This window comes from Vibrio sp. M60_M70 (assembly GCF_037162085.1).
GTDB classification, from domain to species: domain Bacteria; phylum Pseudomonadota; class Gammaproteobacteria; order Enterobacterales; family Vibrionaceae; genus Vibrio; species Vibrio diabolicus.
Map to the genome: position 1 here is coordinate 3,016,298 of NZ_JARLUL010000001.1, position 13,387 is coordinate 3,029,684.

11 protein-coding genes and 1 pseudogene are annotated in these 13,387 nt (G+C 45.3%); 1 reads left to right on the top strand and 11 read right to left on the bottom strand.

Going from position 1 to position 13,387, the window contains the following annotated elements:
• Positions 1–32: 32 nt before the first annotated feature.
• From rpe to pilM, 10 genes and pseudogenes are all read right to left on the bottom strand, one after another.
• Positions 33–704 (bottom strand): ribulose-phosphate 3-epimerase, encoded by a 672-nt coding sequence (gene rpe / locus P4S59_RS14065; RefSeq protein ID WP_005395709.1) that lies wholly within the window; start codon positions 702–704, stop codon positions 33–35.
• 92 nt (positions 705–796) lie between these two features.
• A pseudogene (locus P4S59_RS14070) lies at positions 797–1,635 on the bottom strand (Dam family site-specific DNA-(adenine-N6)-methyltransferase).
• A gap of 69 nt (positions 1,636–1,704) precedes the next feature.
• Positions 1,705–3,219, bottom strand: coding sequence for an SPOR domain-containing protein (locus P4S59_RS14075; RefSeq protein WP_337168558.1), 1,515 nt, complete (start codon positions 3,217–3,219; stop codon positions 1,705–1,707).
• A 52-nt stretch (positions 3,220–3,271) separates the two neighbouring features.
• Positions 3,272–4,372, bottom strand: a complete 1,101-nt coding sequence (gene aroB / locus P4S59_RS14080; protein ID WP_012841354.1) for a 3-dehydroquinate synthase — start codon at positions 4,370–4,372, stop codon at positions 3,272–3,274.
• A gap of 32 nt (positions 4,373–4,404) precedes the next feature.
• Positions 4,405–4,923 carry a shikimate kinase AroK gene (gene aroK / locus P4S59_RS14085; protein ID WP_005381319.1) on the bottom strand — a complete coding sequence of 173 codons (519 nt, stop codon included), beginning with the start codon at positions 4,921–4,923 and terminating at the stop codon, positions 4,405–4,407.
• A 187-nt stretch (positions 4,924–5,110) separates the two neighbouring features.
• Positions 5,111–6,859: a type IV pilus secretin PilQ gene (locus tag P4S59_RS14090; protein WP_006742777.1), complete on the bottom strand. Its 1,749-nt coding sequence runs from the start codon at positions 6,857–6,859 to the stop codon at positions 5,111–5,113.
• 25 nt (positions 6,860–6,884) lie between these two features.
• Entirely contained in the window at positions 6,885–7,400 is a 516-nt protein-coding gene (locus P4S59_RS14095) for a pilus assembly protein PilP (RefSeq protein WP_005395715.1), read from the bottom strand.
• Positions 7,390–7,983: a type 4a pilus biogenesis protein PilO gene (locus tag P4S59_RS14100; RefSeq protein WP_012841351.1), complete on the bottom strand. Its 594-nt coding sequence runs from the start codon at positions 7,981–7,983 to the stop codon at positions 7,390–7,392. The genes P4S59_RS14095 and P4S59_RS14100 overlap by 11 nt, the downstream gene beginning before the upstream one ends.
• Positions 7,976–8,551 carry a PilN domain-containing protein gene (locus P4S59_RS14105; RefSeq protein WP_005395717.1) on the bottom strand — a complete coding sequence of 192 codons (576 nt, stop codon included), beginning with the start codon at positions 8,549–8,551 and terminating at the stop codon, positions 7,976–7,978. Before P4S59_RS14105 ends, P4S59_RS14100 begins: the two co-directional genes overlap by 8 nt.
• The gene (gene pilM / locus P4S59_RS14110) at positions 8,535–9,551 is read right to left on the bottom strand and encodes a type IV pilus biogenesis protein PilM (protein ID WP_203346870.1); all 1,017 of its coding nucleotides are present in this window, start codon (positions 9,549–9,551) and stop codon (positions 8,535–8,537) included. Before pilM ends, P4S59_RS14105 begins: the two co-directional genes overlap by 17 nt.
• Before the next feature lie 143 nt (positions 9,552–9,694).
• On the opposite strand from pilM, the gene P4S59_RS14115 reads away from it, so the two are divergent.
• Positions 9,695–12,256, top strand: a complete 2,562-nt coding sequence (locus P4S59_RS14115; RefSeq protein ID WP_048626702.1) for a penicillin-binding protein 1A — start codon at positions 9,695–9,697, stop codon at positions 12,254–12,256.
• 51 nt (positions 12,257–12,307) lie between these two features.
• On the opposite strand, the gene oxyR is transcribed toward P4S59_RS14115, so the two are convergent.
• On the bottom strand, positions 12,308–13,219 hold the full coding sequence (gene oxyR / locus P4S59_RS14120) for a DNA-binding transcriptional regulator OxyR (RefSeq protein ID WP_005395720.1): 912 nt from the start codon (positions 13,217–13,219) through the stop codon (positions 12,308–12,310).
• Positions 13,220–13,387: the final 168 nt, after the last annotated feature.

A 13,387-nucleotide genomic window follows, 5' to 3' on the forward strand; every position in this document is an offset into this window, starting at 1 on the left:
AAATCAGGGCATTATCGCGCGTATATAGGGACTTATTTTACTTCAGCCAGTTCCGTGCGCATTTGGTCGATCACTTGTTTGTAATCTGGCTGACCGAAAATCGCCGAGCCTGCAACAAACATATCTGCGCCCGCTTCTGCGATTTCACGAATGTTGTCAACCTTCACACCGCCATCGATTTCTAAACGGATATCGCGACCAGACTCATCGATCATCTTACGAACTGCACGCAGTTTATCTAGCGTGTGAGGAATGAATGATTGACCACCAAAGCCAGGGTTAACCGACATCAGTAGAATCATGTCGACTTTGTCCATGATGAACTCAAGGCTCGCAAGTGGCGTTGCTGGGTTTAGTACCACACCAGCCTGACAGCCGTGCTCTTTAATTAACTGCAGTGTACGGTCTACATGATCGGAAGCTTCCACATGGAATGTAATCATCGACGCACCCGCTTTTGCGAAATCAGGAATAATGCGGTCAACCGGTTTCACCATTAGGTGAACATCGATTGGCGCTGTGATGCCGTAATCGCGTAGTGCTTTACATACAGGCGCACCAAAAGTCAGGTTTGGTACATAGTGGTTATCCATAACGTCGAAATGCACCACATCCGCACCCGCTGCGAGTACTTTCTCGACATCTTCACCGAGACGAGCAAAATCTGCCGATAAAATGGATGGAGCAATAAGAAAATCTTTCATACCTGACCTCAGTAGTAATGAGCAAACAATCTGCGCGCAATTCTACCGAAGCTAGTGGGGAGATCCACTATTTAGATTTAATAGTGTGAGAACTAAGAGCTTGGTTGATCCATCTCAGGGGCATGAAAAAGCGCAAGCAGCTCATCGACTTTATTACGACCACTGCCATTGCGGCTAATGGTGCGCTTCACTTTTACTACATTGAGATCCGCACCGTGATACAACCGACGCGTCAGCGTAGTGTCGTGGTTAGAAATCAAAACCGGAATACCACGCTCAGTCGCCGTTCTTTCAGCAATGTCGGCTAATGCAGCCTGGTCATCCAACGTGAAACCATTACCTGCGTATGAGGTGAAATTTGCCGTGTTTGAAAGCGGCGCATAAGGAGGATCGCAATACACCACACTCCCCTTACGTGCTCGGCGAAAAGTTTCTGGATAACCTTCACAAACGAACGTGGCTTTCTTGGCTTTTTCGGCAAAAACTCCAATTCCGCCTCTGGGAAGTAAGGTTTTTTATATGAACCAAACGGAACGTTAAAGCCGCCTTTTTTGTTGTAACGGCATAGGCCATTAAAACCAAAGCGGTTCATGTACAAAAACGCCAAAGAGCGGTACATCACGTCATCTGTTTTATTAAACTCAGCGCGAATGTGTAAGTAGGCTTCTTTACGGTTATTCTCGGCAACAAACCAACGCTTCGCTTCAGAGATATACTCTTCAGGGCGCTCTTTTAGTAGGTTGTACAGATTGATCAGATCTGGATTGATATCTGCCAGTAGGTAATGGTCATAGTCGGTATTCAGAAACACTGAGCCCGCGCCAACAAAAGGTTCAACTAGCTTTCGAGCCGGCGGTAAATGACGTTGGATGTCTTCAACCAGTCCGTATTTTCCTCCTGCCCATTTAAGAAAGGCTCGTTGCTTTTTCATCTACTGCTCTATCTATCGACCAAAAATTAAGGCTGCGGAATGTAACATATTTTTCAGCGAAGCTCAGGTTTATTTCACTCGATCAATTTCGCGATGAACCTGACGGAGTGATTTTGCCCAAGGACTCACCGACTTAACCGAATCAGGCAAGCTTGCAACGGCATCGCGAGCCATTTGAATTGTCGGATAATCTTGGTATGTGATGATATACCACTCGGTGCCATTGCGAACGGTAGGATAAATTCGTACTTGATCATTCAGCCGATGCTCATCGAGGAAGGCTTGTACATCCTCCATTGACGTCATAGCAGCAAGCTGCAGTGTATAGGCTCTTGGTGATAGTGCTTTTAATTCTTCGCGAGCAAATGAAAACTTAACCACAGGCTGCTTCGCACCGTCTTCTCCTGACTGAGCAGAAGTTTGCGTCATACCTTGATTTGGTTTTACGACTTTAATCAAAGGAGAGTCAGTTTCATCAGCAGTTTCTGCTTTATCAGTACCTACGATACCATCAATCGCTTTTGTGTCTGCTGAATCAGCTTTACCTTCAAGCAATGCATCGACCACATTCGACTCAATCACCACTCTCTGTTGATTGTCATCACTGCCAACGCTCGCCACTTCTTCCGTTACTGCTGGCGGTAATGAATCAGAATCATCAATCGCGCCAGAGCCATCAAGACCACTGCTAGTGTCATCAGTCACAGATTGTAGTGAAGACTGCGCAGCACTGATTCCTGAACCTTCAAAAGTTGGAATAGCCGTTTGCTCTAAACTACCAGCAATTTGCTGCGCTTTATCATCAGGGCTTGGTTGATTATACATCCACCAATAGCCACCAGCAGTAAGCAACAGTAATGCTAATACCACTAACGCAATATTCAGCGGTGAACCGACAATCGAGCGGATAATGATCCTTTTTTCCACTTTCATCTCTCCTAACGCCATGATGTCACCCGGTACTGGGTCAACTTTTTTAAATGCATCTCGAACCCGCTTCTCCGCCTCATCATCAACATAGCGCGCAACAAGTGATTCAAAGAAACGACGGGCTTCCACTTCGGACAACATATCAATATCAAGCTCAACAGGCTTTATCTCTTGTCCGTAACTGAGACGTGACAGCAATCCTTCTAAGCGCCCAGACTGCGTAAATAATAAGACATTGATGGTCCAATTCGGCTTATGATGCGCCTCTAAAACCAGCATCCAAAGCTCAGAAACGAGCGTCTCACTTAATAAATGCGCATCATCAACCACAATCGCGATATCACAAGGCTCATCACCCAATAGTCTTTCGAGGCTATCAAGTAAAGGCTCTTGCTGATTAAACAATGCGTCCGAAACCAGTTGACTCAAAATAAGGATGCGGCGCTGCACATCATCTTGATTAGAATGACAAAGTAACAAACATTGATTCTTGTTACTGGCACCCACTTCAAGGTATCGCTGCGCTAACCAAGATTTTCCATAACCATCATGACCATTAATCGCAATGAAGTTGGAACCAAAATTAGTCAGCAATCCTAACCTATCAAGCAACTCGATTTGAGAATCTAATTCCAGAACGTGAGCAACACTCATCTAATAACCTTAATACACTACAAGAATGACGCCCAAAGGCGCCATTACAAGGTTAAATATCGCGACCGAAGTCTATCGCCTGTTTGAGTACGTCTTGTGTCGTATCAGCAATGACCTCGGCACTACCAATGCCTGTAGGTAGAACTAATCTTAATTGACCAGAGAGGACTTTTTTATCTCGCATCATATGTTTGAGGAAGTCATCGAAGCTCATACTTTCTGGAGTATGAACAGGCAGTTTGGCACGACGTAAAATCGCAACAATACGCTCAAATTGCTCTGCTGAGATAAGACCGCGCAGATGCGAAGTTTTGGCCGCCATAACCGTGCCAGCAGAAACCGCTTCACCATGCAGCCAATTGCCGTAGCCAAGCTCAGCTTCAATCGCATGACCAAAGGTGTGACCTAAGTTGAGCAGAGCGCGGATGCCCGATTCTTTCTCATCCTGAGCCACCACTTCCGCTTTTATTTCACAGCAACGTGCAATGGCATAAGTTAGCGCTTCTTCATCCAACGCGTACAAGCGTTCAAGGTTTTCTTCCAACCATACAAAAAAGTCTACATCGTAAATGATGCCGTACTTAATGACTTCTGCGATACCTGCTGCGAATTCACGCTCAGGCAACGTCGATAAACAGTTGGTATCGATGATCACGGCTTTCGGTTGGTAAAACGCACCTATCATGTTCTTACCCAACGGATGGTTAACCGCGGTTTTTCCACCCACCGAAGAGTCCACTTGAGATAGCAATGTGGTTGGTATTTGAATAAAGTCGACCCCACGCTGGTAACAGGCAGAAGCAAAGCCCACAAGGTCGCCAATAACGCCACCACCTAACGCGATGATCACAACATCACGAGCGTAATTCCCCTCGAGGAGGAAGTTCATCACTTGGTTAAACACATCCAAGTTTTTGTACTGTTCGCCGTCAGGCAATTCTAACAAGGATGCACTACAACCGAGCTGCTCGAGTTGCTTTAAAATTTTGTCAGCATACAAAGGCGCCACTGTGACATTACTGATCACAACAACTTTTTGTTTTGCATTTTTGTTTGAGAGAACTTGAGAGAGGTACGCCGGGTCCTCAAATAACCCGGCGCCAATAGAGATTGGGTAGCTACGCTCAGCTAGGTTGACCGTAATCCGTTCCATCGGTTTGCTCCAATTAAAAAAAAGATAAAAACTTATCTCTCTTCTAGCATTTTTACGATCTGGTTGGCTACCACTTTTGCACTCTGATCGTCAGTGCGAACAGTGTAATCCGCTACTTCTTCATACAGAGGATTACGTTCTTCAGCTAATTGCTCCAATACTTCGCGAGGGTTGTCCGTTTGAAGTAGAGGACGCTTCTTGTCACGGTTTGTGCGCGCAAGTTGCTTTTCAATCGTCGTTTCTAAGTAAACAACAACACCACGTGCCGAAAGACGATTACGGTTTTCTTTGCTCTTAACAGAGCCACCGCCAGTCGCAAGCACGATGCCTTGCTCTTGTGTTAGGTCTTCAAGTACCGCTTCTTCACGCTTGCGGAAGCCTTCTTCACCTTCTACATCAAAAACCCAAGAGATGTCTGCACCAGTGCGTTCTTCGATCACTGTATCGGAGTCAACAAACTCCATATGCAGTTGCTGTGCTAGATGTCTACCAATTGTACTTTTGCCGGCGCCCATTGGGCCAACAAGGAAAATATTACGTTTCTCAGCCATGTTTAGCAGTAATTTACAACATTGATTCAATAAGATCGCCACAAGAAAACACAGCTAAATCGCTGTTCTACAAGGCTTGTGGCACCAGTTCCTCACAGATAATTCGTGATAAGACCCGAAATTATCCAAGCATGGTGCCACTATTGCAACTTTATTTTTGATTTAATCAGTTTTTCACGAGGTAGAACTACTGAATCACCACCTTAGGGGTGACGAAAATTAACAGCTCACTTTTGCCAACATTTTCATAACTTCGACGGAAAAGCGCACCTAATAGCGGCAGATCGCCTAACAAAGGCACTTTGTCCACCGAGTTAGTAATGCTGTGCTGGAAAATACCACCAAGAACGACGGTTTCACCGTTATTTACTAACACTTGCGTCCCGATACGTTGAGTATCAATCGCAACGGCTTCACCAGTACCTGTTTTCACGACTTGTCCAGGTCTATCTTGCGTAACGCTTAAGTCCAACACAAGGCGGTTATCCGGTGTAATTTGTGGCGTCACCTTCAAACTCAATACTGCTTTTTTGAACGTTACCGTCGTGGCACCACTCGATGAGGACTCTAGATAAGGTATCTCGGTACCTTGTTCGATATAGGCAGGCTTCTTATTGGTAGTGATCAAACGTGGGCTTGAGATAATCTCAGCTTTGGACTCTTGTTGCAGCGCAGAAAGCTCGAGGTCTAACAAGGTGTCTGAGCCTAATTTTGCAACCTGAAAAGCAATGCTAGTCGCGTTTGGACTGGTTGCAGCTAAGTTTACGTTTAGGAAGTCATCGATACCTACTCCATCACCGTCACCACCGTCTTCTCCTTCACCACCACCGTTATATAAACCGATCGTGGCAAGGTTGTTTTCGATAGAACCACCAACCGTGTTATTGCCATTAATAGAGGTAAAGCCCCAGCGAATTCCCAACTCGTCCATGTTGCCTTCATTGATGGTCACAATACGCGCTTCAATTTGAACCTGCTTCACCGGGATATCCAAAGATTCAATAATTTCTCGAATCACTTCAATGTTTTCAGGTAGCTCACGAATCAATAACGAGTTAGTCCGCTCATCAATGGTCATACTACCTCGCTCAGACAACATACTGATGTTCCCTTCTCCGTTGATCATCTCTGCAATGTCTGAAGCTTTGGCGAAGTTTACCTTGATGATTTCAGACGAAAGCTCTCCCATCGTTTGTTCTAGCTGCTGCTTTTCGAGTTGCTGTTTTTCGCGCAGATCAAGCTCATCTGTTGGAGCAACCAGAATCACGTTGCCATCAACACGCTTATCTAACCCCTTAACTTGCAAAATAATATCCAGCACTTGCTGCCACGGAACACCATCAAGACGAAGTGTGAGGTTACCTTCTACGGAGTCTGAAACAACCAAGTTGAACTGGTTGTAGTCGGCAATCAGCTGTAACACGTTACGTACAGGAATATCTTGGAAGTTAATCGAAATGAGCTTGCCTTCTTTTTCTAGAATGCTTTTATCCGGAGCTTTCTCATTGGGTTTGATCTTAGCCACTTTGATTTCCAAGAATCGCCCCGTTAAACGGTAATCATGCGTATATTCTTCATTGATGTGCGCAACCAAGCGCGTAGTTGAGGTATCGCGAAACACCTCTACGCTTTCAACCACAGTCGAGAAATCTTTTACGTCTAGGAGATACAGTTGCTCGTCTTTTACCGAAGTATTAAGCAAATCGATACTTAACCCTTCCTGTACGCGTTTGACATCAACAATCGCGGCAGGTGACGCCAGTTCAACGACAATAACGGCGTCTTTATCTTTATTAGTGCGAAAATCGATACTCTTTAAGGCATTAGACGATACTTCTTCTGCTGCCACCAAAGGGGCTAAAAATACAAACAACCATAAGGAGAAGAGCCCAGTTAGTATCCTTGGTGTACGTGTTAATCCTTGTCTCATTTTCATTACTCAATATCAAAAATAAATGGGGCTATCTCAAAGCCAACTTAACTTTACGCTTCTGCCAACACCCTAAGCCGTCGGGCAACGTTTCATTAATTAACAAATAGGAATGGCTGACATGGGTCACTTTGCCATTGTTGCGTCCGAGGTATTGCCCCGGCTTCACTTTATAAACGGTGCCATTGGGTGCCTGAACGAGACCAGAAACCGTATTACCCATGCCCATAACTCCTTTCAAACGTAATTGGCTTAATGGGAATTTTTCTAATTTGCCAGTGCGCCTTCTTGAAGGCGGTTGCCAGCAATCTTTTCTTGCAACGGGCTGAGTGGCGATCGTGGCTTCTTTTGGTAACTCAAAGGGCGCACGCTGTACTTCAGGTGCGTACGTGACGGCAACATACTTATCTGCAGGCTTAAGTTTCTCGACATCTCGACGCGCCTGACTCTCCACCCCTCGAATAAAATCCGTTAATGACTCATCATTCGCCTGACATCCAAGTAGCAGAGACCCCATCAGTACCAGTAACAAATGCTTACTTGTCATTGTTCGTCTCCTCTGGCTTAAACTGATAGGTATTGGCTCGTACCCTAAAGTGCAGAGTTTCACTTTCTTGGCTGACACGCTGCCAAGTCACATCTTTAAACGTGATGATTCGAGGTAGCGTTGCTATCGCCTGAGAAAAATGTCCGATGTCATGAAAATCTCCCGTTAACTCAATGTTTAAAGGAAGACGATAGAGGAAATGCTCTGATTGCTTTTCACCCCAGTCGATACGGGTAAAGGTCAACTTATTGTCGATACCGAGTTCATTCACCGAAGCGAGCATCGTAGCCAACTCTTTTTGCGCGGGCAGTTGTTGTAGCAATAACTCGTAACGCGTGGTGAGTTCATCCAATTGAGATTGAAGCTGAGGCAATGCAGCTACTTTGTTCGCTTTGATCTTCAGTGCTACCTTGAGCGTCTGCTCCTGCTGGACCAAGTTATTCAATTGCTCTTCTTTTGGCTTAAGGTAAAACCAATAGCCAAAACCTTGAATGAGGAAAATCAGCAGCGCGATAACCACAAGCTGAGGCAACAATGGCCACTCTGCCATTTCATCTATTTCGAGATCCTGCCAATCAACCATGCTGGGCCTCCGCTTTTTTCTCCGGCACTTTGAACATGAAAGACACTTTGAACGTTTGGAACTCTTTTCCAAAACGCGCTTTTCCGTGAACGATGGAGTGCATTTCTACATCATTCAACTTGGCCGAACGCTCCATGTTGTCCAGCATCGTGGCAAGTTTTGGAGTGCTATCAGAGATCCCTGAGATCTCAATTTCCAGATCATTCATTTTGATCTTGTCGACATATACACCTTCAGGAATGACGGCTGGCATCAAGTTCATAAACTCGGTCGTTTTGTTTCTACCGTTTTGTAACCCTTCAACCACTTTTAAACGTTCGAGAATTTTGCTGTGCTCTTGCTCGGCGATTTTCATTGCTTCAATACGCTGGTCAAGCTCAGCAATGTAGTGAGTAAGGTAATCAAGCCGCTCCTGCTGCTGATCTTGTTGGTACTCAAAAAACTTTCCAATACCCCATTGAATACCAATAGCGACCAACATGCCTAACGCGACCAAGCTAATGAAACGACGTCGGTGCTCTTCTCTTTGGTTCTCTCGCCAAGGAAGTAAATTAATGCGATAAAGCACGCGCACCTCCTAGCCAATGAATGCCACGAATCGCGAGTCCTGCAGCTGTAGAGAAATGCTGCCAATCCGCGGCGCGACGTTTACGTTTGGACACCTTCATCTCAAATAGCCCTAGCGGGTTTAGCAATTCACACTCTAGTGACAGTTGCTGAGATAACTCTTCCGCGAGCATTGGTGTCGAAGCTCCTTCCCCTGATAACCAGATACCTTTGATATTTTGCGAGCCATTAATTGAGGTGTAGAGCTGCATCTGACGTTTCACCCGTTCCACGATTTGGCGATTAAACAGTTCTGTTTTCTCCTGAGCATCATCGGACATCAAATCATCTTGAACAGGGCTGTTTGCTCCTCGAGTGCCGCAAGCAAACTCTTTGTGAAACAGCTCACCTTGTTCGGTAAACATGGTAAAGGAGCTCGATGAGGTGCCAATATCGAGTAAGCAGTACTTATTTTTGTCAGGAAAGCGATCGGCGGTGAGCTTCCAGATATGACCAAGACTTTGTGAATGCACGTCCACTAAAACGGGTTTTAGTCCGGATTTTTGTAATGCATCCACGCGACTATCGACCACATCTTTTCTTGTCGCAAACACTTGATAGTTATCAGTCCCACGTAACCCATCTTCGGCACGAAGACGGACGAAGTCTAAACTCAGCTCTTCGACAGGGAATGGCGATTGATGAGAAAATGCCTGAATCACAGCAAACTCAACTTCGCTATCTTCAAGGCTTTGTTCTATTTGCAGTTTTTTACTGATCACCGAATTATCAGGCACTGAAATTGCGACCTTTTTAGCACCAAAAGGCAGTTCTTTTTTAATCAGCTTTAGGGTCTTTACAATTTCTTGATGATTTATAGTGTTATTTTCAGCGACAATACCTTCCTTTAGTAATATTTCTTTGTAACCCAACAGAGCGTAATTGTTGCCTGTGGGTTTAAGTACTACGGCTTTGAGGCTGTTATGGCCTATATCGATGCCGGTAACGATTAGCTTATCCATCTCTTACTCTCGCTCCGAAATTTCTTCGTGCAAAGGTTGTTATTAGCACCCAAATAAGAGTTAATATCTCTATGTGCTAAATTTTTGACCTAAGAGTACAAGGGTTTGCCGTTACACAGCCTCAACCAATCAGGGATTCTCCGGTGAAGTTCATAAAGCGTTTATTATTTTTAACATTGATTTGCATAATTCTTGGAGTCACCACAATATTTGGCTTCTATCAGTACGTGAAGCCTGAATTGCCAGATGTTGCAACTCTAAAAGACGTTGAATTACAAACACCTATGCAGGTGTTTAGTCAAGACGGGAAGCTGATCGCACAGTTCGGTGAAAAGCGTCGTATTCCTGTTACTTATGATGAAATTCCTCAAGACTTAATTCATGCGCTGATCGCAACCGAAGATAGCCGTTTTTACGAACACCCAGGTATCGATCCTATCGGCATCACTCGTGCAGCCGTTGTAGTTGCGATTTCAGGTTCAGCTAAGCAGGGCGCAAGCACCATTACGCAACAGCTAGCGCGTAACTTCTTCTTATCTAATGAGAAGAAGATCATGCGTAAGATTAAAGAGATTTTCATTGCTATCCACATTGAGCAGCTTCTGAGTAAGCAAGAAATCATGGAACTTTATGTCAATAAAATCTTCCTTGGTTACCGCTCATATGGTTTTGGTGCGGCCGCTCAAGTTTACTTTGGTAAGAGCCTTGATGAATTGACGTTAAGCGAGCTTGCGACACTCGCAGGGATGCCAAAAGCGCCATCAACGATGAACCCAATTTACTCTCTTGAGCGTGCGACAAAACGCCGTAACGTCGTGTTAATGCGAATGCTTGATGAAAAATACATCACGCAAGAACAGTATGACGAAGCACGCAACGAACCTATCGTGGCACGTTACCACAGTGCTGAAATTGAACTTTCAGCTCCTTATGTGGCGGAACTAGCTCGTGCATGGGCCGTGAAAGAGTACGGTGAAGAAGAAGCCTATACCTCTGGCTTGAATATCTACATGACGGTGGACTCTAAACTGCAAGATGCCGCGAATACATCCGTGGTAAATAATCTGCTGTCATACGATGAACGTCACGGCTACCGCGGTGCGGAAAAAGTGCTTTGGAAAGAAGGTGAAACCGCTTGGAACAGCGAGCAAATAGAAAAGCATCTTAAGAAGCAACCAACTTATGGTGACCTTTATCCTGCCGTCGTGACAAAAGTCGATGATAAGACTGCACAAGTTTGGGTTAAAAACCATGAAGAGCAGACCATTCCTTGGACTGGAATGCATTGGGCACGTAAATACATCACCGAAAACCGCCAAGGCTCAACACCAAAATCAGCGCATGATGTGCTAGCGACAGGTCAACAAGTTTGGGTTCGCGAAGTGAGCGAAGCCAATGAAGATGACAACACGACACAAAGCTGGAAACTGAGCCAAGTGCCAACAGCGAACACCGCGTTTGTCGCGATGAACCCGGAAAATGGTGCGATATTGTCGTTAGTGGGTGGCTTTAACTTTGTTCATAGTAAGTTTAACCGTGCCACTATGTCAGTGCGTCAGGTTGGCTCAAGTATCAAACCATTTATCTACTCAGCCGCAATTGACAAGGGACTTACCTTAGCCACTCTGATCAACGATGCGCCAATTAACAAATGGGACGCAGGTTCTGGTTCGGCTTGGCGACCTAAAAACTCACCACCAACCTATGGCGGTCCAACTCGCCTTCGCCTCGGCTTAGCTCAGTCAAAGAACGTGATGGCAGTGCGTACGCTGCGTGAAGTAGGCCTTGATGAGACTCGTCAGTACCTTACTCGTTTTGGTTTTGATATTAACCAAGTACCACGTTCAGAGACCATCGCGCTCGGTGCTGGTAGCTTAACACCAATGAAAGTGGCACAAGGCTACTCTGTATTTGCGAACGGAGGTTATTACGTCGAACCGTTCTACGTAGAACGCGTGGAAGATGCATTCGGTGAAGTGCTGTTTAAAGCGAATCCAAAGAGCGTTTGTCATAAGGATTGCCCACAAATGAGCGATGAGCCAGACAATCGCTATGCCGATGAGTTTGGCGAACAAGACGTCGCGATTGATGGTTTGGCAACAGACAACGCACTGGAAAATGATGAACCTCAATATGCTCCACAAGTTATCTCTGAGCAAAATGCATTCTTAATGCGTGAGATGATGTACAGCAACATTTGGGGTGGTGGTAACTGGCGTGAAGGTACGGGTTGGAACGGTACTGGCTGGCGTGCACAAAAACTGGGGCGTCGTGATATCGGTGGTAAAACGGGTACAACGAATGACTCCAAAGATGCTTGGTACAACGGCTATGGTCCTGGTGTTGTTGCCATTGCTTGGGTTGGTTTTGATGATCACTCACGCGCACTTGGTCGCACAACAGTTAATAGCAACCTAGGCAAAGGCCAAATTTCTGGTGCTGAATCGGGTGCGAAAACCGCAGAACCCGCTTGGATTGACTTTATGCGCGTTGCACTAGAAGAAACACCTGAGCAAGGTAAAAATATTCCAGATAACATCATTCGTGTTCGTATTGATCGCAACACTGGCATGCTAACGCACAAAGTAGACAGCACATCGATGTTCGAATACTTTGAAAAAGGCACTGAGCCTACCGAATACGCTGGAGACCGTTTGGAAGACAGTATTTATTCTTCCGGCTCTGGCGCAGAAGAGCTGTTCTAAATCACTAAAGCAAAAGGGAGAGCATTCGCTCTCCCTTTTTTATGTCGGCTTTTACGCCGCGGCGTTCAATGAAGGATAGGAAGCCAATACTTCTTTAATCTTCGCCGCCAAAGCTTCAAACCTTGCACGCAGTGGTGAGCCTGGGCGATATACAAGCACTATATTGCGCGAAGGCGTAGGGTTAACGGCTGGTACATAGCACACGCCATCTTTTTGCTTCTCATTAGGGATAGAAAGCTGAGGCAATAACGTAATCCCTGCACCAGCAGCGACCATATTCCGCAGTGTCTCCAAACTGGTTGCCTTAAAGCGTTCGTCGTCTTTCGCTCCGGCAGCAAAACAGAAACCTAACGCTTGATCACGCAGACAGTGACCGTCTCCTAGCGCTAAAACGGTTTTACCATTCAACTCCAACATATCAACATGGTCGAGAGAGGCCCACTCATGATCACATGGCACCGCAACGCTTAACGGCTCGTTATACACTTCGATTTCTTTAAAAGGTGCCGTTTCATCAACCGAAGCCAAGACCAAGCAGTCCAATTTACCTTCTTCTAATTGACGCACCAACTGATGTGTTTGAGCTTCGTGCAGGAACAGCTCCAGTTCAGGAAATGCTTCTTTTATCTGCGGCAGAATTTTGGGTAGTAGATACGGACCTACCGTCGGGATGAAACCGATATGCATAGGCCCAGTCATTGCTCCGCTCTGACCACTCGCCATATCTTTAAAAGTTTTCACTTCACTTAAGATACGCTTAGCTTGCTCCACCAACTGCAACCCTGAATCGGTAAACAAAACGCGACGGCTGCTTCGCTCTAAAAGCGTGGTACCGAGTTCATCCTCTAGCTTACGAATTTGTCCACTCAATGTTGGTTGGCTAACAAAACATGCTTCTGCCGCTTTGCGAAAGTGCTTATGTTCCGCAAGTGCAACTAAGTACTCAAAATCTCGAATATTCATAACTCACAATTCGCTTCTTTTAACAATAGCTAATACCTATCAAAACCATAACACCAAACGATTAGAGCTATCAAAGGATTTTTACAATAATGGGCTCAACAGAACGAAACAGAGCAAAGAAAAACGCTAAGCTCTATACGCATAATTTAAAATAGTTAAAGGAAATCA

Excerpts from the sequence above, each read along its gene's own strand:
- rpe (WP_005395709.1), bottom strand. The coding sequence starts at position 704 with ATGAAAGATTTTCTTATTGCTCCATCCATTTTATCGGCAGATTTTGCT.
- P4S59_RS14075 (WP_337168558.1), bottom strand. The coding sequence starts at position 3,219 with ATGAGTGTTGCTCACGTTCTGGAATTAGATTCTCAAATCGAGTTGCTT.
- aroB (WP_012841354.1), bottom strand. The coding sequence starts at position 4,372 with ATGGAACGGATTACGGTCAACCTAGCTGAGCGTAGCTACCCAATCTCT.
- aroK (WP_005381319.1), bottom strand. The coding sequence starts at position 4,923 with ATGGCTGAGAAACGTAATATTTTCCTTGTTGGCCCAATGGGCGCCGGC.
- P4S59_RS14090 (WP_006742777.1), bottom strand. The coding sequence starts at position 6,859 with ATGAAAATGAGACAAGGATTAACACGTACACCAAGGATACTAACTGGG.
- P4S59_RS14095 (WP_005395715.1), bottom strand. The coding sequence starts at position 7,400 with ATGACAAGTAAGCATTTGTTACTGGTACTGATGGGGTCTCTGCTACTT.
- P4S59_RS14100 (WP_012841351.1), bottom strand. The coding sequence starts at position 7,983 with ATGGTTGATTGGCAGGATCTCGAAATAGATGAAATGGCAGAGTGGCCA.
- pilM (WP_203346870.1), bottom strand. The coding sequence starts at position 9,551 with ATGGATAAGCTAATCGTTACCGGCATCGATATAGGCCATAACAGCCTC.
- oxyR (WP_005395720.1), bottom strand. The coding sequence starts at position 13,219 with ATGAATATTCGAGATTTTGAGTACTTAGTTGCACTTGCGGAACATAAG.